Source organism: Blautia sp. BCRC 81119 (assembly GCF_003184505.1).
In the GTDB taxonomy this organism is placed as follows: Bacteria; Bacillota; Clostridia; order Lachnospirales; family Lachnospiraceae; genus Blautia_A; species Blautia_A fusiformis.
On record NZ_QJHD01000003.1, the window covers coordinates 133,786 to 153,114 of the forward strand.

The 19,329-nt window shown below is 37.5% G+C and carries 24 protein-coding genes; 13 read left to right on the top strand and 11 right to left on the bottom strand.

What is annotated here, in order from left to right; genetic code table 11:
• The first annotated feature begins 11 nt into the window (after positions 1-11).
• Positions 12-1,169 carry a DUF6070 family protein gene (locus DMI82_RS02755; protein WP_110102446.1) on the top strand — a complete coding sequence of 386 codons (1,158 nt, stop codon included), beginning with the start codon at positions 12-14 and terminating at the stop codon, positions 1,167-1,169.
• Positions 1,156-2,403: a DUF6070 family protein gene (locus DMI82_RS02760; RefSeq protein WP_055059611.1), complete on the top strand. Its 1,248-nt coding sequence runs from the start codon at positions 1,156-1,158 to the stop codon at positions 2,401-2,403. Before DMI82_RS02755 ends, DMI82_RS02760 begins: the two co-directional genes overlap by 14 nt.
• A 27-nt stretch (positions 2,404-2,430) precedes the next feature.
• Here DMI82_RS02760 and DMI82_RS02765 read toward each other — a convergent pair whose 3' ends face one another.
• Both DMI82_RS02765 and DMI82_RS02770 read right to left on the bottom strand, forming a co-directional pair.
• Positions 2,431-4,227: a BlaR1 family beta-lactam sensor/signal transducer gene (locus DMI82_RS02765; protein WP_092073168.1), complete on the bottom strand. Its 1,797-nt coding sequence runs from the start codon at positions 4,225-4,227 to the stop codon at positions 2,431-2,433.
• A gap of 10 nt (positions 4,228-4,237) precedes the next feature.
• Entirely contained in the window at positions 4,238-4,612 is a 375-nt protein-coding gene (locus tag DMI82_RS02770; protein WP_092073165.1) for a BlaI/MecI/CopY family transcriptional regulator, read from the bottom strand.
• A 118-nt stretch (positions 4,613-4,730) separates the two neighbouring features.
• On the opposite strand from DMI82_RS02770, the gene DMI82_RS02775 reads away from it, so the two are divergent.
• Positions 4,731-5,144, top strand: coding sequence for a winged helix-turn-helix domain-containing protein (locus DMI82_RS02775; protein WP_005426519.1), 414 nt, complete (start codon positions 4,731-4,733; stop codon positions 5,142-5,144).
• Positions 5,145-5,167: 23 nt separating this feature from the next.
• On the opposite strand, the gene DMI82_RS02780 is transcribed toward DMI82_RS02775, so the two are convergent.
• Together DMI82_RS02780 and DMI82_RS02785 are read right to left on the bottom strand one after the other, a co-directional pair.
• The gene (locus tag DMI82_RS02780; protein WP_110102447.1) at positions 5,168-6,547 is read right to left on the bottom strand and encodes a relaxase/mobilization nuclease domain-containing protein; all 1,380 of its coding nucleotides are present in this window, start codon (positions 6,545-6,547) and stop codon (positions 5,168-5,170) included.
• Entirely contained in the window at positions 6,496-6,837 is a 342-nt protein-coding gene (locus tag DMI82_RS02785; protein WP_005426517.1) for a plasmid mobilization protein, read from the bottom strand. Before DMI82_RS02785 ends, DMI82_RS02780 begins: the two co-directional genes overlap by 52 nt.
• A gap of 400 nt (positions 6,838-7,237) precedes the next feature.
• Here DMI82_RS02785 and DMI82_RS02790 point away from each other — a divergent pair, with 400 nt between their 5' ends.
• Entirely contained in the window at positions 7,238-7,597 is a 360-nt protein-coding gene (locus DMI82_RS02790; RefSeq protein ID WP_008703804.1) for an MmcQ/YjbR family DNA-binding protein, read from the top strand.
• Positions 7,598-7,650: 53 nt separating this feature from the next.
• Here DMI82_RS02790 and DMI82_RS02795 read toward each other — a convergent pair whose 3' ends face one another.
• The 3 genes from DMI82_RS02795 to DMI82_RS02800 all read right to left on the bottom strand — a co-directional run bounded on the left by DMI82_RS02795 (position 7,651) and on the right by DMI82_RS02800 (position 8,507).
• Complete coding sequence (locus DMI82_RS02795) at positions 7,651-7,989, bottom strand: type II toxin-antitoxin system RelE/ParE family toxin (RefSeq protein ID WP_019162149.1); 339 nt, start codon at positions 7,987-7,989, stop codon at positions 7,651-7,653.
• Positions 7,976-8,149, bottom strand: coding sequence for a hypothetical protein (locus DMI82_RS20030; RefSeq protein ID WP_193599905.1), 174 nt, complete (start codon positions 8,147-8,149; stop codon positions 7,976-7,978). Before DMI82_RS20030 ends, DMI82_RS02795 begins: the two co-directional genes overlap by 14 nt.
• Before the next feature lie 94 nt (positions 8,150-8,243).
• Positions 8,244-8,507: a helix-turn-helix domain-containing protein gene (locus tag DMI82_RS02800; RefSeq protein ID WP_015541275.1), complete on the bottom strand. Its 264-nt coding sequence runs from the start codon at positions 8,505-8,507 to the stop codon at positions 8,244-8,246.
• A gap of 171 nt (positions 8,508-8,678) precedes the next feature.
• On the opposite strand from DMI82_RS02800, the gene DMI82_RS02805 reads away from it, so the two are divergent.
• Positions 8,679-9,014 carry a hypothetical protein gene (locus DMI82_RS02805; protein ID WP_005426510.1) on the top strand — a complete coding sequence of 112 codons (336 nt, stop codon included), beginning with the start codon at positions 8,679-8,681 and terminating at the stop codon, positions 9,012-9,014.
• A gap of 63 nt (positions 9,015-9,077) precedes the next feature.
• Here the strand turns inward: DMI82_RS02805 and DMI82_RS02810 are convergent, their stop codons facing one another.
• On the bottom strand, positions 9,078-9,437 hold the full coding sequence (locus tag DMI82_RS02810) for a helix-turn-helix domain-containing protein (protein ID WP_015524620.1): 360 nt from the start codon (positions 9,435-9,437) through the stop codon (positions 9,078-9,080).
• A 504-nt stretch (positions 9,438-9,941) separates the two neighbouring features.
• On the opposite strand from DMI82_RS02810, the gene DMI82_RS02815 reads away from it, so the two are divergent.
• From DMI82_RS02815 to DMI82_RS02840, 6 genes are all read left to right on the top strand, one after another.
• On the top strand, positions 9,942-10,379 hold the full coding sequence (locus tag DMI82_RS02815) for an RNA polymerase sigma factor (RefSeq protein ID WP_005426505.1): 438 nt from the start codon (positions 9,942-9,944) through the stop codon (positions 10,377-10,379).
• Positions 10,366-10,638 (top strand): helix-turn-helix domain-containing protein, encoded by a 273-nt coding sequence (locus DMI82_RS02820; RefSeq protein WP_015541278.1) that lies wholly within the window; start codon positions 10,366-10,368, stop codon positions 10,636-10,638. The genes DMI82_RS02815 and DMI82_RS02820 overlap by 14 nt, the downstream gene beginning before the upstream one ends.
• A gap of 424 nt (positions 10,639-11,062) precedes the next feature.
• Entirely contained in the window at positions 11,063-11,284 is a 222-nt protein-coding gene (locus tag DMI82_RS02825; RefSeq protein WP_021650362.1) for an excisionase, read from the top strand.
• 104 nt (positions 11,285-11,388) lie between these two features.
• Positions 11,389-12,603 carry a site-specific integrase gene (locus tag DMI82_RS02830; RefSeq protein ID WP_044960653.1) on the top strand — a complete coding sequence of 405 codons (1,215 nt, stop codon included), beginning with the start codon at positions 11,389-11,391 and terminating at the stop codon, positions 12,601-12,603.
• A 215-nt stretch (positions 12,604-12,818) separates the two neighbouring features.
• Positions 12,819-13,289 carry a low molecular weight protein-tyrosine-phosphatase gene (locus DMI82_RS02835; protein WP_044960656.1) on the top strand — a complete coding sequence of 157 codons (471 nt, stop codon included), beginning with the start codon at positions 12,819-12,821 and terminating at the stop codon, positions 13,287-13,289.
• Between the two features lie 306 nt (positions 13,290-13,595).
• Complete coding sequence (locus DMI82_RS02840) at positions 13,596-14,528, top strand: DUF5688 family protein (protein ID WP_110102448.1); 933 nt, start codon at positions 13,596-13,598, stop codon at positions 14,526-14,528.
• A 162-nt stretch (positions 14,529-14,690) separates the two neighbouring features.
• On the opposite strand, the gene DMI82_RS02845 is transcribed toward DMI82_RS02840, so the two are convergent.
• The 3 genes from DMI82_RS02845 to DMI82_RS02855 all read right to left on the bottom strand — a co-directional run bounded on the left by DMI82_RS02845 (position 14,691) and on the right by DMI82_RS02855 (position 17,469).
• Entirely contained in the window at positions 14,691-15,485 is a 795-nt protein-coding gene (locus DMI82_RS02845; RefSeq protein ID WP_021977269.1) for an ABC transporter ATP-binding protein, read from the bottom strand.
• Positions 15,486-15,487: 2 nt separating this feature from the next.
• A complete protein-coding gene (locus DMI82_RS02850; protein ID WP_021650367.1) occupies positions 15,488-16,402 on the bottom strand; it encodes an ABC transporter permease in 915 nt (304 codons plus the stop codon).
• Positions 16,403-16,491: 89 nt separating this feature from the next.
• On the bottom strand, positions 16,492-17,469 hold the full coding sequence (locus tag DMI82_RS02855) for an ABC transporter substrate-binding protein (protein ID WP_044960660.1): 978 nt from the start codon (positions 17,467-17,469) through the stop codon (positions 16,492-16,494).
• A gap of 226 nt (positions 17,470-17,695) precedes the next feature.
• On the opposite strand from DMI82_RS02855, the gene DMI82_RS02860 reads away from it, so the two are divergent.
• Both DMI82_RS02860 and DMI82_RS02865 read left to right on the top strand, forming a co-directional pair.
• Positions 17,696-18,460 carry an N-acetylmuramoyl-L-alanine amidase gene (locus DMI82_RS02860; RefSeq protein ID WP_110102449.1) on the top strand — a complete coding sequence of 255 codons (765 nt, stop codon included), beginning with the start codon at positions 17,696-17,698 and terminating at the stop codon, positions 18,458-18,460.
• 144 nt (positions 18,461-18,604) lie between these two features.
• Entirely contained in the window at positions 18,605-19,198 is a 594-nt protein-coding gene (locus DMI82_RS02865; RefSeq protein WP_110102450.1) for a YdcF family protein, read from the top strand.
• Positions 19,199-19,329: the final 131 nt, after the last annotated feature.

Sequence of the window (19,329 nt, forward strand, 5' to 3'; positions counted from 1 at the left end):
AGGAAAATGATATGAAAAAAATTTGGAAAATATTTGTGGGAGTTATTTTTCTTGCTGTCTGTAGTGGATGTGGCATAAAGAAAGAGCAGAAAAAGGCAATTGAAGATACGAAAGAAAAAATTTACAGAGAGTGTGAAATGCTAGCAGAAGGCTATCGGAACATATATGAGAATGCTGTGAAAGAAAATGCACTATATGAGCTGAGTACAATACAAAAAAGTATGGATTATTTTGGAAAATATGGATATGCAGTAATTGATTCCTACAATCAGCTGGATATGGTTCAAAGTATTAAAGTAGATGATTTTTTGAAAAAAGCAGAAAAAGAGAAGAATGGAAAAACTACTATATTTCAAGTTATAGCAGGGGATCATTTTATCCGGTATGATCTGAAAACCAAACAGGGGAAAATAGACGTTGAAGTAAGCTCTTTTAAATGGAAAGAGGACACTTGGCAGGAAACATATTATCATGAGTTTAGAGCTAATTCATGGAAATATACAGAAAACGGGCATTTCTTTATAGAAGAATATCATCCGGCAGGATATGATGGACCGTCTGGATATCGGGACTTTCGGGTAGCACCGTTAAATAAAAAATGTCGGGAGTTGAATCGAAAATATATACTTCCTTTTGGATATACACTTAATAAATTGTTTACTTCTAATTGGAGTGAAAAAAATTATGATGGAATAAATTTTTATGATGTTTTTGATCGTTTACTTTCAATGGAAGAAAAAACTGATGAATTTAAGGAAGGAAAGACTTATGAAATCCCAAAAGAATCATTTGAAACGATATTTCAAAAATATTTTAATATAAGCGCAGAGATACTGCAGACAGGAACGGTATTTCACACAGAAATACAGACATATCGGTATCGAACCAGAGGAATCGTATATGATTTTGCTCCCACACCATATATTCCATATCCGGAAGTTGTTTCCTACATAGAAAATCAAGATGGAACAATAACACTGGAAGTAAATGCGGTATGGCCACAAAAAGAATTAGATCAGGCGTTTTGTCATAGCGTAACCATTCGGCTGTTAGATAAAGATAGATTTCAATATGTATCCAATTATGTATCAAGGTCAGAAATAGAGGTTACCTGGTATACAGAAAGATTATCAGACGAAAAGTGGGAGGAATGTTATGGAGATAATTGATATGATTACAAAAAGAAAACTGAAAAAGATGATGAGCGTTTTATTTATTTCGGGATGCTTTTTCATAGGAAATACAAAATGTAAAGGGGCTGATTTAGAATATATTTCACAGGAAACTGCGAATTATGCTGTACAAGAAAGAGGATATGATTTGCCAGTAGATGAAGTCGTGAAAGAAGAAGCTATTGAAGATTGTAAGAATGTTATGAATCAGATGAAAGTCATTTATCAAAAGGCGGATAAAGGGACTTCATCGAATATAGTAGTTTCTGAGACAGTAATGGAAGAAATGCAGGAAGTATTAAAGGAAAAAAATGTCCCCGTTATTACATCAGCACCGTATTCAAATATGGCTAATTATTCTAAAATGGAAGAATTTCTTTTCAGGGCAGAACAGGATCTGACAGGAGATATCGTCTTATATAGGATTAACAGGGATGGTGGGATAGAAAGACTCAAATTCAATTATGATGGGACAGATATGTATTTGCTGGCTGTGAAAGCTGTTTGGGGTATGAACGACAATCCATCTATTGTATATGTTTCGTATACAAGGATAGAAGAATGGAAATATACAGAAAAAGGCTGGTTTGGTTATACGCTATGCGTTCCAAAGTATCCGGAAGTATCAGAAGCGGTTGATGGCAGTTCTATGATAAGAATTAAACCTTTAAGTGATGAATGCAGGGAAGTTTCAAAGAGGTGTGTGTATTTGCTTGGATATCAGGGGAATAATCTTTTATGTTCTGATTGGGATAGATCTGATATGGAAGGGTTAGATTATAATGGTTTATATGAATATTTATATCGAATGAAATACGGGGAGAGATATGAGTTTTCAGGTAACTCAAGTGGAATTCCGGCAGAAGAGTTTGAAAATCTGATAATGGAGTTTTTGCCGATAACAGCAGATCAAATTAAAAAATGGGCAGTATTTGATTCGGAACATCAAACTTATGACTGGGAACGATTAGGCTGTTTAAATTATAGCCCTACTTATTTTGGAACATCTTTACCGGAGGTCGTTGAAATAAGAGATAGCGGAGAGGGAAACAGTGTGTTGGTTGTTGATGCTGTATGTGATACATTTATATGTAATGATGCCGTTATTACAAGTGAGCTGACTGTTAAGTTCAACGATGATAAGAGTTTTAAATATATGGGGAATAAAATTCTGAATAATGGTACGAAAGAAGTTCCCAAATATCAATATAGAATAAAAAGAAAGAACTGATAACAACTATCAGCCCTTTCATATTTGTTAATTCCATATATGTAATTTTTTTAAGATATCAGAAGTGATTTCAAATGCTTTTTTGCCAGTTGCATTAGAATCACTTTGGATATTGGTTGCAAAATAATAGCTGTTATCGGAAGTTTCTACATATCCGATAAACCAGCCGTTGATATCCTGTCCGTTGACACGACCGGTTCCAGTTTTTCCGTAGAAATTACCATTAGGTGTACTGGCAATTTTTATAGCATTTTTAACAGAAAATACATTTTGGAAATTTAGATGGAATTCATTTGTGTTAAATTTTTTTAATAATGTTACTTGCTCTAAAGGCGAGATTTTTAATGAAAAATCGGACCAGTATAAATCCAGATTTGAACTGGTTGTTTGGTTTCCATATTCTATTTTATTCAAAAATTCCTGGACTCTGTTAATTCCGAGCTGCGAATCAATTGCCTGGAAATACCAGTTAACGGAATTTTGCATAGCAGAGTTTAAATCCTGATCAGCTTCCCAGGATGGAAAAGGAAAGGCATCACCATTCCATGTCATGGAAGAGTGTTCTGGTGTGATGATTCCGGATTCCAACCCTAATAATGCATCGTATATTTTGTAGGTAGACTCTGGCGGAATACGCTTGGTGGCTTCTTCAAGATCGTATATTTTCCAGGAATCCAAATTATTGTCATACAAAACAAATGATCCATCATATGTTCCAAATGTTTCGGATATATCTAACAGGGAGATATTTTTGTCTGTATCACTAAAATGATATACGCTTTGAGTAGAGGCATCAACGGATAAAATGGGTGTACATCCAATAAAAACAGCACTAATGACCAGATAAATTATCAATGCTCTCATTTTTTGATAAAGAGTTTCTTTCCTAAAAACGGCGATGTTGAGAATACGTCGTTTCATCTGCCTGAAATTTCCGGACATTCCAACTGCCAGTGGAGAGGAAAAAGAGGATATTTTTTCTGCAAAATTAATCAGTGTAGTTCCATAAGCTTGGTATTCATCAGCAGAAATCATCTGCAATACAGCAGAATCACAGGCTATTTCACGGTCACAGAGAATTTCTTTTAAAGTGTACCAAACAAAAGGGTTAAACCAGTAGAGTATATTACTTATGACCATGAGGAAGCCAATAAATGTATCTTTGTGACGGTAATGCTGTAATTCGTGTAGCAGCATAAAACGCATATCATCAGGATTCAGTTCGGAAATTAAATGGATGGGAATGTAAATTCTGGGATGTATTATTCCGATTAAAACTGGTGATTTTAAAAATGCAGTACTGTAGACTGATACTGGGTGAGAGATTTTAAGTTCCTTTAAACAATTGTAATAAATAGTTTTTACCTGCTGATTTTGAAGCGGGAGAGCAGATCTTTTTATGGAACGTACATAGTTTAATGAATGAAGGGTGAGGACTGACATAATCATAACACCCGTTATCCATATTAGAAAGAGTATGGTATTCAAGCCTCCAGAAAATTGACTACTGATGGAAACTGAAAAATCATTCACCTGGTTTAACAAAATATTTTGTGTATTACTGGTAAGTTCGGATAGCGTGTCGGTACCAGAGTTAAGTCCTGAGTCAGTTTGAAAAAAATGTAACCATGAAAAAAGTTGTGAGCCATGAATCTGTACAGGAAAAAATGGCACGGCAAGTAATAAAAATAAAAGAAAACAGAGATGGTACTGTGTAGTCGCAGATAAATATTTTTTCAGAAGTTTTTTTGTTCCGATTATTACAAGTGTAAAAATACATATGAAGATATTACTGATTAAAAAGTGGATGATCCAGTTGCTCATTCAAAACCTCCTATTTCTGATGTTTTGATAATAAATGGCGTAAGTTATCAATTTCTGTTGAAGAGAGCTTATCGTCTTCAAGGTAAGAAGCCAGCATAGAAGAAAGATTTCCATTATAATATCGCTTTAAAAAAGAATTGCTTTCCTGGCGTATATATTCATCTTCTTGGACTAATGGAGTATAGACAAATACCCGGCTTTGTTTTTCGTAGGAAAGAGCTTTTTTGGAAACAAGTCTCTTGATAAGAGTTTGAATTGTTTTTGGACTCCAGCTGGTAGTTAGAGTAAGTTTTTCTGTAATTTCATTTGTATTGATGGGAGCATATTTCCATACAATTTTCATAACTTCAAATTCGGCTTCTGAAATTTGGGGTAGTGACATAATAAAATCCTCCTGCTAAATCCTACATATGTAATAAATATATTATATTACTTGTAGAAGAAAAAAGTCAAATGGCAGATGATATATAGAATATAAAATTAATAATGTAGAGGCAATAAAGGTGAAAAAGATAGAAATTATTGAGAGAATCACAGATGCTAATGGAAGCATAAGTGAAAACATATTGACTAGCTGGGAACATAAAAACCAATTCATACCGGAAATTATAAGGTTTGGAGAATTAAAAATATATCTACAGGAACGAATTGTTAAAAAGAATGATAGTGATGTTCATCTTTCAAAATATGAATATGATATTTTACTTCTTTTAGCGAAAAGTCCAGGTAGAATATTTGGAAAAGAAATGGTTTATGATTTGGTGTGGAATGAACCTTATTCCGGTGATTATAATGTGGTTATGCGACATATCTGCAATATCAGAGAAAAAATAGAAGATGATCCTGGACAACCATTATATATACAAACAGTACGAGGTGTAGGATATCGGTTTAACGGGAATTTAGGCAGCGAGTGAAATCACTGCCTATTATTATGGTTTTACAAAGAAGGAAGTTTGTTATGAGAAGATCTTTGTATTTCAGGAGCATCCTGTTTGAGATATTTGGACAGGTTTTGATGTATCAATTCCAACTCTTTTATTTCTTGCTTAAAGGAAACGTATTGAGTATTTAGTGATTCCTTTCTGGAAATAAGATCTGCAATTTGCTCTTGCAACTTATTGGAATTAAGATGTTTCAGGTTTATACCATTTTCCTGTAAAATATGTTCAGCACCCGCGAAAAGAATAATTTGAGATTCATATTTACGGAAATAACGATCTGGATCTTTGGAGCTTTTATAATGGTCGTCGTAAATTTTATTTTTCTGATATTGTTCGGCATATTTTAGCATTTCTCGAAGATGGCGTATCTGAGACTCGAGAGAAACAACAGAGGTATTTACCTCTTTTTGCTGCATATGTAACAAGGCTATGCGGTCTTCAAGTTCTGAAAAATTATGTAGATTATGTGTGAGCATCTTGTTATATTCAGCAGAGACAATTTTTAAATTTTCCTTATTTGCCCATTTCTGAAGCCCAATGTTTCCTGCTATATTGGGAGCATTGGTATCTATTAATTTGTTATGAACAGAAGGAAAAATAGCTTTCTGACGTTTATTTTCAATGCGTTCTTTGATACGTTCTTTAGTAAAATTTTTTCCTAAAGATTTAGCACTTCCACGCACTGGACGGGACATATCGGGAGAACGAAAGGTAATGTATTTTCTGCTGTTTTCGCCAAATTCTGCGTTTTTTATTTCATATCCTTTAGCTTCCATAAATGCAAGAAATTCTGAGTAAGTGGAAACAATTCGGATTGTCTGGTTGATATCTTTTCGCAGCTGCGCTTTTTTACTGGATTCAGATTTATTTGCAGCCCATTCATTGTATTTCATTCCTTTTTTACCATCTGGCATAATTGTGGACAGGTTATGTTCCTGGCATAAAGTGTCGCTGAGATTTCGTATTTTCCAGTAATTCTTTTTACAGTCATGGTAATGAGAAAAAGTGATGTTATCTGCAGAACAGAAAATTAAATGGTTATGTACATGACTTTTATCAGTGTGTGTTGTCAGAACATAGGAGTATTTTCCCTCCAGTAAGCGATCTGCAAGTTCTTTGCCAATTTGATGGGCTTCTTCATAGGAAATTTCACCAGGGGAAAATGCCTGAATCAGATGAAATGCCTTATTTGTATTGTGCGGATCTCTGCAGTCATGTGTATGATCCAAAGTGTATTTAAAGTCAAGAACGGCTGTTTCGGGAGAGCAGGCAAAGGAAGAAATATATAGATTCTGGTCAGTTTTATCTGGATTGCAGATGTATTCTATTGCTTTATCAACGGTTGTTTTGATACCATGGATTTTTGTAACTGCCATATTTTTTCCATTAACTCCTTTATATCGTCCAGGTCCTTTGGGTAAACTGTATTGGTACTGTTTATACGATGGGTGATCTGATTCAAATTGCTGCTGATATTGCCCAGCAGGGTATTCATTTTTCGGATATGAGAGTAGTCTACTTCATATACAAATCCATATAAGATCATTTTCCGTAGAAAGGCAGATTTGCTTTTCATCCTGGAAAGACGATATTTTTCTTCTAAAATGTATTGTTCGTCATCATTCAAATAAAATTGTACGGGATGAATTCTGGTACGTTTGCTCATTGAAATCCTCCAATTCGTTTTTTTCTATAAAAAAGAGTACAAAAAAACTGTCTAACCAGTTCGGCTATGACAGTTATGGTACTTGGTTTTTTGTTGGTTTGGACAGATGTATCTGTAAGTTATTTTAACAGGACTGGGTGAAAGCGTCAAATTAAGAAATTATAAAATATGAGAGGGCCAGGGATACTCCCTGATACATTTTGGTAGAATGAACCGGAAAGGGAATTTGACAAAATGAGCCAGTTGTCATGACACTGGCAGTGCTTGCTTCTTTTGGGGTGTAGCCTGCAAAGCAGGCTATGCAAAAGCTATAAAACATAAATGGAACTGTGAGAAGTGGTTGAGAATATAATCCTGATAGCGTATAATCAGAGCAAGAAATCGTAAGTGAGGGATAAATTTGAAACGTGAGGAAATTTTTCAATATGTGAAAGAGCAATATGGAACGGAACCGGAATATTTATGGAAAAAAGATCCTGATTCTGCGGTGCTTCGACATAAAAATGGAAAATGGTATGCTATAATTATGGCAGTGGAAAAGAAAACACTGGGATTAGAAGAAGATGGAAAAATTAATATCCTGGATGTAAAATGTGATCCTGATCTGGTTGGGATGTTAATTCAAACGTATGGATTTTTACCGGGGTATCATATGAATAAGCGACACTGGATTACGATTCTTTTGGATGAATCTGTCAGTGAAGCTAAGACGCTAGATTTTCTGGATATGAGTTATGATTTAATTGACAGTGGGAAGTAATTAAAATTTAAAAGGAAGCCTTTCAGAAAAATCTCTGATCGGCTCCCAGGTATTCATTCTGGATATGTATAAGTTGATCTTTGCAACAGGATATTTTCCCAATCTCGTTCATGGCGCAACACTCGGAGAATATGAATCTCTTTTGTTTCTTCCATTATAATATAAAAAATAATAGATGGCGGAAAAGATCTTTTATGTATGGAATATCCTCTGTACAGAATTTGAGTTCGGGGAAAGGCAGTACTGAACTGGCCTAAATTCTGCATTTGTTCTTTCAGATCAGATTGAAAACGGTCAGCACGTTGCTGGCCGAATTCTTCTTCAATATAATCTGCAATGTCTGTGACATCGTAAATTGCTTCCCAGGTTAAAATAATTTTATATTCTTGCATTTCTTCGTGCATCCCTTAATTCTGTGATTTTGCGAAAAGCATCTTCCAGTGGCAATTCACGACCAGCTTCCATATCATCAATTCCCCGGTCTAACATGCGGAGAAGATGATTGTTTTTCTGGTTTTTATCGGTTGTAGGGACTTTTTTTGTTAATTCCATGAAATCACTCCAATCATACGGTTTATAAATAGTGTATGTTGTTCAGAAGTATCTATCCATAGTTTAGCATAGAATGGGCAGCAATACAATTGAATTATTTTGCAGGAGCGTCCGTCAGACCAAGAAGATATTCGCAGGAAACATTAAATACTTCGGCCAGTGCGACAACTTCGTAGTCGGGAACGAAACGTGTGCCTTGTTCAATTCGCAGGATTGCCAGATCATTAAAATCATATCCTGCAAGTTGTAATTTGGCAGCGAGTGTTTTCTGAGTAAGATTATGAGCCTTTCGTAATTCTTTTACCCGTTGTCCTATTCTGTTTTTACTGTTCGTTTTTTTATCCCAATAAATAATCATTCTGATCCTCAAAAGTTTCTAAAGATGAAGTATTATTATTGATTTTAAGGAAAAATATTGTTACTATACTTCTAAAGATGAAGTTTTTGGAAAGTTTATTTGATTTTTGAAATAAGAAAATGATAATGCTGCCTGTAATGAGAAATAATTCTAATGAGAGGTGGAAAGAAGATGAATGAATTTTATGAAGCAGTATCGAATTTATTTGAGGAATTGCGCTGTGACTCCGGAGAAAGAGAATATACAGTACAGCCGGAAGAATGGAAAGAAGCAGAGAAGAATTTGAAACAAATACAAAAGAAGCTGCCACTACATCTGGAAAAAATCCCAGAGCGTGAGCAGAATTTCTGGAATAAATATCTGGATCAGTTAGAACATTTCCATTATGAAGAGGAGCAGCGGGCTTATTACCAGGGAATGATGGATGTAGTTGAGTTTCTTATTAATATAGGGGCAATAAAGAAATCCACGAATGTTAAGAGAATGATAGAAAAATATGCACGTTAAGAGTGGCGGTATGGGAAACCATACCGCTTCTTCAGAATAATTCAGATAGAATTCAAATGAATTTCAGGGATCTTGTTTATCGTGGTCTGTAGGAATTTTGTATGTGCGCAGGTATGCTTCTACGATGGCAAGGATAGCGGTAATTTGCTCATCGTTGCATTTTGACAGGTACATGAGCAGGCGTTGATAATCAAGATTGTCTGTATGATTGTTTGGATAAAACAATGGTTCAGGAGGAACATTTAAAGCGCGTACCAGTTTTCTGATTTTATGAAAACTGGGAACTCGGCCCCCATTTTCAATTTCCTTTAAATATCGGCTGGACATTTCTGCTTTTTCAGCTAATTCTTCATAAGTCAATTTTTGCTCGTGTCGGGCGTTCTTAAAAAACAATCCCAGTTCTTTATCTGTTTGTTTTGGCATATGATACACCTCCATGTTTAGTGTATAGTTCCCTTTATTGAAAGAAAATGAACTAACATTTCACTAAAAAAGAGGGTGATATTTCACTTTTTAAAAGACATATAAAATTCTGAATTTCCGTAAAACAGATCCGGAGGTATAGGAAAGATTAAGAATTTTATTGTCTGGTATCATATCCGTCATTACGTGACGGATGAAATAGATAAATAGTTCAAAAAAGCAAATAAATTTTTTTACCTCAAAAAGTGAATTATATGCCACAAAAAATGATGGCAAAATATTATCTTTTGATATAAATAGCGTCCGATGGGCTAAAAACTACCCATTAGGACGTTTTTTATATACCTCAAAATGCAGGAAAAACAATTTTCTCGTATTTATTAAGAAATTTTTTAAAAATTTCTTCCCACACCCCGACAAATGCACTCATCCGTTTGGGATATGTGTGAAGGGGAAGCAAGAACTTTGCTTATTGCCTACCGGCGGGGAAGGAGGTGAACTCTTATGGAGCAATCCTCTTTTCAAGATGAGCAGACAGTCAGACATCAGTTTGATTCTCTGTGCAAGCTGGCATTGAAAAGTGAAGTTATTAATTATGAAAAGCATATGGCATATCGCCAGAAGTATGAAGTGATGTTGTCAGAATTATCAGAAAAGGAGTTGAGCAGACTTTTTATAATGGATGAGCATGAAATGGAAACACATCGTTTTCAGGTCCTGGGTTACGACATAGAAGTCAAAGATGCATTGATTGCTGAAGCACTGCAGACACTTACTGAAAAGAAAAGGAATGTTGTGTTATTATCATATTTTATGGATATGAGTGATGCAGACATTGCCAGAGAAATGAATCTTGTACGCAGCACAATTAATGAGCATCGTAGACGATCACTGGAACTGATGAGAAAAAATATGGAGGAATCTGCAAATGAAAAAAAGTAAAAAACAGAAATGCGCATTTGATTTGCTGCCATTCCATGTTATTGAGGCAGCATCAACTGGTGATACTGAGGCAATCCAGGCAGTGTTGAAGCATTATGAAGGGTACATAACAGTTTTGGCTACCAGAAAAATGTTTGACGAATTTGGACAGGTGCATTACTGTGTAGATGAAACTCTGCGTCAACGCCTGGAAGCAAAACTGATTACTAAGACCTTGGGATTTGATACGAAATCATATGTAAGGAAAAGTAATCAGTAAAGGGAGTATTTAATATAGATTCCTTTTCCCCTTCAGGAATTTTTGTACCTTGAAAATTGTATATTGTTTTACATACAGGACGTGAAGATATGTAGAGCCACTAGGTAAATCCGCCATGATATATCTGCTCTGTTAATGGAGTAAATACGAGGAAATGCTGAAATATAACATTGAAGTAAAGGTATGGAGCGAGAAGAATTTGACAAAATGTGTAGCAGCTGCACAGGGCGATGAAGCATATCTGTGATAATGATACTTCCAGAAAAAATCTGGTCATATTTAATGACGGTGCAAAACCGATGTGGGCAGAGTACTGAACTGCCACCTGTATTGTAATTTTATCTGCCGATGACAGTGTATAAAATTGTAAATTGTCATGGGCAGATAAAAATGTTTTGTCCAAAGAGAAAAGGAGGAGAGAAGAGTGGCGATTAAAATTGAAAAAGGTAAGATTCCAATTTGGGAAAAATATATGCTTACGGTGGATGAAGCAGTGCAATATTTTGGAATAGGTGAAAAGAAAATAAGGATGCTTATTTCGGAACATCTAAATTCAGAATGTTGCTTTACAGTCCAGGTGGGGTGTAAGTCATTGATTAACCGTAAGAAATTTGAGGCCTTTCTGGATCAGACTACGTCTTTGTAAAAAATATACGAACAATTTAGCACTTTAAAGTGGAAATGTTAGCCCTGGTATGATATAATACCTATATCGTGCTAGGGCTTCTTCGTAGAAAGGGGCGAAGACGTTTGGGTAAAACAAAACGTGACCAAAAACGACGAGATAAAAAAGGTCGAATTTTACGAAACGGAGAAAGTCAGAGAAAAGATGGAAGATATGCGTTTGTATATACAGATTGTTATGGAAAGCAGAAGTTTTTGTATAGTTGGAAATTAGAGCCAACAGATTCTCTGCCAACTGGATGCAGACCATGCTTAGCTCTAAGGGAAAAAGAAAAAAATATCCAAAGAGATTTACATGATGGTATAGTACCTTACGGAGGAAATTTAACAGTTTTGGATTTGGTTCAAAAATATATTGGACAAAAAAAGGGGGTTCGTCATAATACTCAGGCGAACTATGATTTTGTGATCAATATAATAAAAAAAGAAGAATTCGGAACCAGAAGAATAGATAAAATAAAATTGTCGGATGCAAAAGCATGGTTTATTAAGCTGCAAGCAGATGGAAGAGGATACAGTTCCATTCACAGTGTGCGTGGAATTGTAAGACCTGCATTTCAGATGGCAGTTGAAGATGATTTACTGCGCAAGAATCCTTTTGAATTTCAATTATGTACAGTTGTCGTAAATGACAGTGTTACAAGACAGGCAATTACAAAAGAACAGGAAGAGTTATTTCTGGAGTTTATCCGAAATGATGACCATTACTCAAAATACTATAATGGAATGTTTATTTTGTTTAAGACTGGACTTCGTATTTCTGAGTTTTGTGGATTGACAGTGAAAGATATTGATCTTCAGGAGAGAAAAATCAATGTGAATCATCAGCTTCAGAGAACCAGAGGAATGCAGTACGTCATTGAAGATACCAAAACTTCAAGTGGAACACGAATGTTGCCGATGACAGATGAAGTTTATGAATGTTTTGAACAGATTGTGAAAAACCGTAAAAAAGTAAGGGTTGAGCCGATTATAGATGGATATAGTCGATTTTTATTCCTGGATAAAAAAGATATGCCTGAGGTAGCACTCCATTGGGAAAAACATTTTCAGTGGGCGTTAGGAAAGTATAATCGTACTCATGAGGAACAAATGCCAAAGATCACGCCTCATGTATGTAGGCATACATATTGTTCCAATATGGCGAAAGCTGGAATGAATCCGAAAGCACTCCAATATTTAATGGGACATTCTGATATAGGGGTTACGTTAAATGTATATACGCATCTGGGATTAATTGATGCAAAAGAAGAGATGAATAGGATTGCAAAACTGGCATAGTATGATAAAATAATAGAAAAAAGAATTAAAAATAATCTGATTATAAGGTTCTTAGAAAGCCTGTTTTCCAGGCTGGTTATTACTAAGAAGTTACTAAATTTGGATAAGAAAATATACGAATTTATGCTGTGATATACAGGAAAATGATAGGATTGAAGATTATCGGAAAATGCCTGTAAACAGCGTAAATACAGCATTTCAAGGAGTTTTAAGCAATGATAAGAGTGTTATTTGTCTGCCACGGCAATATCTGCAGATCAACCATGGCCGAGAGTGTTTTTACGCACAAGGTAAAAACGCTCGGCCTTTCAGATCAGTTTTTGATCGATAGTTTTGCAACAAGTACAGAGGAGATTGGGAATCCACCTCACAGAGGAACAGTGAACAAGCTGAGAGAAGTGGGAATACCACTGGTTCCGCACAGAGCGAAGCAGATTACGTGGGCAGATTATGAAAAATCCGATTATATTATTGGTATGGATTCTGCTAATATGCGTAATCTTAACAGGATGCTGAAGAATGACCCGGAAGAGAAGCTTTATAAGTTTCTGACTTTTGCCGGATCAGGACGGGATATTGCGGATCCTTGGTATACAGGAAATTTTGACGAAACTTATGAAGATATACAGGAAGGTTGTGAGGGATTTCTGGATTATCTGGAGAAACATGGAGAAATCCATTACTGATATTTCGGAATGAGACACAAATCTGAAACAATACAAAAGGTATGACAGCAAAAGGCAGCGGAAGCTGCTTTTTCTGTCGATGAAAACTTCTTTACAAATCTGAAAACTTCTATTATACTTGTCCATACAGCAAGCAACTCAAATTCAGCAGAGAAATCTGCTCTCTGCAATTCTACAGTGGAAGTTCTTTCCACAGAAATATCTAATCATGTTATCAGATCAGAATCATTTTGTGCGTCGTTGTGAGAGCGCACAGGATTTTGTCGGGACATTCGTCCGCTTTGTTTCACAGAAAGGAAATTAAATATGGAAAAAAGTTATGAAACTTTTGTCACGGACCTGAGAAAGCTTCTTCTTGCGGCTATGGACCTGAAGGAAGAAGAAATTTATTTTTCAAACGATGGAGAAAAATATGGCTGTTTGGGAGATAGGCTATTTGTAGAGAGTGGTCATATGGAAAAGGCAAAAACAGTCTGCGGGTTGCATACAGAAGAGCTTTATAAAAGGTACTGTCAGGAAGATTCTTTTGAAAATATCGTTCATGATTGTGTTAGGGAGATAAAAAAAGTCAGTGAAAATTGTGTGCTATGTGATTTGGATGATCTGAAAGATTATGAGAAGGTAAAAAGCAGACTTTTTATTCGACTTCTGAATGCAGATAAAAACAGGACTATACTGAAGGAGTTGGTTCATCACAAAATCGGAGATATTGCTTTAGTGGTTTATTATCTTGCAGGAGAAAAAGAGGGATATGTTCTGAGTGCAAAGATCAAGAAAAGCTTTGTGGAGAAATGGGGAAAAGATGCGGATACTGTTTTCGAAGCTGCTCTAATAAATACATATTTTATCAGTCCACCAAGAATCTATCATTGGGAAAAAATGCTGTTTGATAAAACATATGAAGGAGATAATTTCATGGATATCCTTGGAACATACCATCCAAATAAAGGGATTGCCGGGAATTGCCTGAGTACAGAAAAGCGTACTAATGGAGCGGCAGCAATCTTTTTGCCCGGGGTAGCCAGACGTCTTTCTGAACTTCTGGGGTCAGACCTGTATCTGGTTTTTACCAGTGTTCATGAAGTAATGGTCCATAATGCGGATGTGGTTTATCCGGAAGATTTGAAAGAAGTTCTAAGTGATACGCTCGAGAAAGCAACTCCGGAAGAGGATTATCTGACATCTTCCATTTATCGATACAGCAGAAGGAGTGGTGAATTCTCTGTGGAATTGAAATGAGCTAAAGAGAGGTGACATGTGGAAGTGCTTTGAGTTTATCGTTATTTGGCATTAGAACAGAAATTAAGGCCGGAATCCATCATAAAGAATGAAATTCCGGCCAGGTTTTTTCCATGTGTTATGCTGTTTGTTTAACTATTATAAGAGTTCTTTTTTTGTGGTTTAGCTGAGAAGTGCGGAATCGTTGGAAAATTCTTCACCGCTGGCTTCTTCGAATTTGTCCAGGAGATCTTTGACTGTAAGCTTTTTCTTTTCTTCGCCCTGGATATCCAAAATGATCTTTCCCTCCCACATCATGATCAGACGATTGCCGTGAGTGATTGCATCACGCATGTTATGGGTGATCATCATGGTTGTCAGATGATCGCGGTTTACGATCATGTCTGTGATCTCGAGAACCTTGGCTGCAGTCTTCGGATCAAGAGCAGCAGTGTGCTCATCCAGAAGAAGAAGCTGAGGCTTCTTTAAAGTTGCCATCAGAAGTGTCAATGCCTGACGCTGGCCACCGGAGAGGAGTCCGACTTTGGAAGTGAGCCGGTCCTCAAGACCAAGACCGAGAATCTTCAGGAGTTCGTGGTATTCTTCCCGTTCCTGGCGGGTAATGCCCGGACGGAGAAGGCGGGATTTTCCGCGGCGTTTGGCAAGAGCGAGATTTTCTTCAATTCCCATAGTTGCAGCAGTTCCGGTCATAGGATCCTGGAATACACGGCCAAGATACGCGGCTCTTTTATATTCGGAAAGTTTTGTGACATCGGTTCCACCGATAATGATCTTTCCGGAATCTACAGGCCAGGCACCTGCAACTGCATTCAGCATAGTAGATTTTCCGGCGCCGTTTCCTCCGATGACTGTAACAAAATCACCTTCGTTCAGATGAAGATCCACGCCGTTTAAAGCAACCTTTTCATTGATGGTGCCCGGATTAAATGTTTTATGTATATCGATCAGTTTCAGCATGATCATTTACCTCCCTGTTTGGCTTTTGTAAAGTATTTGCCCTTCCAGTATGGGAAAGCAAGGAAAAATGCAACGACGAGTGCGGAAAGCATTTTCAGAAGGTCTGTATCAATTCCCATCCAGATAACAATCTGAAGTACCAGATAATAAAGAATAGAACCAAATACAACGCTTAACAGCTTCAGTGCAAAGTTGCGGAAAATACGGCTGAAGATCGCTTCACCGATAATTACTGCAGCAAGACCGATAACGATAGAACCACGTCCCATGTTGATATCTGCAAATCCCTGGTACTGTGTGAGAAGAGCGCCGGAAAGAGCAACAAGTCCGTTGGAAAGCATCAGTCCCAGAACCTTATTGCGGTCTGTGTTGATACCCTGTGCACGGGACATGCTTGGATTACATCCGGTCGCACGCAGGGAACATCCGAGTTCAGTTCCGAAGAACCAGTAAAGGACTGCAATCAGAATGATGATCATAATTGCTACGATAAAAAGCGTATTCTGTGTCAGAGCAACACCCTTGACACGTCGAAGGGATACCAGAAGATTAAATTTATCAACATTGATCGCCTGGTTTGCTTTTCCCATGATCTTCAGGTTGACAGAGTAAAGGGAAAGCTGTGTCAGGATTCCGGCAAGGATAGCCGGGATGCCCATAAAGGTATGAAAAATACCGGTGGCAAGACCGGCCAGAAGTCCGGCTCCTGTTGCAACCAGCATGGACACCCATACATTGTGTCCGCTGAGCATCATCATGATACAAACAGCGCCGCCTGTACATAAAGTTCCGTCAACGGTAAGATCCGCAATATCAAGAATGCGGAATGTAATGTACACACCGATCGCCATGATTCCCCAGATAAGCCCCTGTGCGGCAGCTCCTGGAAGTGCGGTTATTAAACTCATAATCTGCATGTTAAATTATCCTCCTCTTTTTTATGCACGAACAGCGAGAAGGGGAACTCCCTTCTCGCTGTATCAGTGTATAATAGGTTTTTTACCGATTATTCAGCTGTTTTATCTGTTTCGATTGCTTCATATCCATCCGGAATTTTAATACCAAGCTCGTCACAGATGTCTTTGTTGTATTCTTTTGTGAATTTTGGTGCATATTCAATCGGCATTTTGGAGATATCTTTACCATCCTGAAGGATGCTGACTGCCATTTCGCCGGTTTTGTATCCAAGATCATAGTAGCTGATGGAAAGTGTTGCAACACCACATGCCTGGCAGATACCTTCTTCACCAGCGATTACCGGGACCTTTGCCGGAAGACAGATGTTGTTGATGATCTCAGTATTGGATGCTACAGTATTATCTGTAGGTGCATAGATCACATCACTGTCATTGGCAGCTGTGGTAACAACGGATGAAAGATCGTTGGAATCAGAGAATGCATAATCTTCACAGGTATAACCAAGCTTCTCGAGAGCATCTTTTACTGTATCTACCTGATACTGGGAGTTTGGCTCTGCTGAGCAGTAGAGAAGTCCGACATTTTTTGCATCCGGGAAAAGCTCATGGAGCATATCGGCCTGCTCATCAAGAGGAGCAAGATCAGAAGTACCGGAAATGTTCCCGCCTACTGTTCCGTCAAAGTCATCGATTCCAAGAGCGACACCATATTCGGTAACGGCTGTTCCAAGGATTGGGATATCGGAAGTTCCGGCAGCTGCAGCCTGAAGAGATGCGGTTGCGTTTGCAAGGATCAGGTCTGCCCCTTCTGAAACAAAGCTGTTGATAATGGTAGAACAGGTATTAGAATCACCCTGTGCATTTTGCTCGTCAAATTTTACGGAATCACCCATCTTTTCAGTGATGGCATCCTCAAAACCCTTGGTTGCGGCATCCAGTGCGTCATGCTGGACCAGCTGGCAGATACCTATTGTGTAAGTCTTTTCTTCTTTGGCGCTTACTGTGGCAGCACAGGTTCCTGTTACAAGAGCTGCTGCGAGTACAGCTGTTAAAATACGCTTTTTCATATTGTTTTCCTCCTCACGATGTTGCTGCATTTTTGGATTATTTAAAAATACAACGCTGATTGTGTTAATATAACACTTTAACGCTTAAAAGTCAAGAAGAATTAACGTGAAAATATGTTGAGTAAACAGATCCGGAAAACAAAATAAAGCATGAAATGAAATGCAGGCACAGGAAAAAACATACAGTCATATCATATTGTGAATGAAATTCTCAAGGAGAAAGAACATGGCATATAAAATCGTTCTGGATGCCGGACATGGTGGAGAAGATCCGGGTGCTGTTTATAAAGATCGCAAGGAAAAGGATGACAATCTGAAACTGACCCTTGCAGTAGGAAAGATCCTGGAAGAGAACGGCGTGGATGTGGTTTATACCAGGACTACAGATGTTTATCAGACTCCTTTTGAAAAAGCGAAAGCTGCAAATGAAGCTGGAGCAGATTTTTTTATTTCTTTTCATCGCAACAGCAGTTCCAAGCCGGAACAATACAATGGAGTTGAAGTACTGGTCTATGATAAGAAAGGCATTAAATATCAGATGGCACAGAATATCCTGGGAGCATTGGGAGAACTGGGGTTTCGGGAACTGGGCGTAAAAGAACGTCCGGGGCTGGTAGTGCTCCGGCGCACAAAAATGCCGGCACTTTTGATCGAGACCGGATTTATAAACTCGGAAAAGGATAATCAGCTTTTTGAAAAAAAATTCGAAGAGATTGCCAGAAGCATCGCAGATGCCATTCTGGGAACATTGAATGAGGAAACGGTGGAAGAGCCATTGTATTATCGGGTACAGACAGGAGCATTTCGAAATCGGGAAAATGCAGACAGGATGTTGTATCAGCTGACAGATCAGGGATTTCCGGCGTTTATCCTGAGAGAGAATGATCTTTACAAAGTTCAGGTAGGAGCATATATGCAGCTTGGAAATGCGGTCAATATGGAACAAAGGCTGAGGGACAGTGGATATAGCACAGTGATCGTTACAAAATAGAAAACAGATGATCTGTTAGTGCATCTGCCACGAAAGAGTGATATGATTAGGCAATACAGAAAGCTGGATAAGGGATACCTGTCAGATAAATATCTTTTGATCCGGGATTTAGTTGCAGATGGTAAAGAAAGGACATAGAAAATAATGTACGAAGAGTTTCTGAAACAGATAGAAGATTTCATGTTTATAGAAGATAAGCCGGAAAAAGCGGATGTGATCTTTGTTCCGGGAAACGGATATCCTCAAATGGCGGAAAAAGCAGCGGAGCTTTACAGGAATGGGTTTGCACCAAAGATCCTGCCCAGTGGAAGATACAGTATCACAGCAGGGAGATTTACAGGAGTTCTTGACAAGAAAGAATGTTATTGTGGGACATACAAAACGGAATGGGATTTTTTGAAAGATGTTCTGATGCAGAATGGTGTACCGGAAGAAGCGATTCTGAAAGAAGATCAGGCAACCTACACTTATGAGAACGCAATTTATTCCCGGCAGGTAACAGACAGAGAATACCTGGATATCAAAAAGGCGATTCTCTGCTGTAAAACCTGTCATGCAAGACGTGCGTTGATGTATTACAAGTTGCTTTATCCGGATACGGAATTCTTTGTGAGTTCGTGTTGTGTGGATTCTATAGATAAAAATACGTGGATTATGACAAATGATGGAATTGATGAGGTAATGAGGGAAATAACTAGAATAATTAAACAATTTTCATTGATGCTCAAAAAAAATTAATTTAGGGGTGTCGTAAAAAAAAGAATTGTGTTATAATGCATTTGACGAAAAAAAGAAATATCTGTTACGAAAGATTAACAAGATATTAATTTTTGGAGAAATATTGGTTCGAGCGCATGTTACATGCGTTC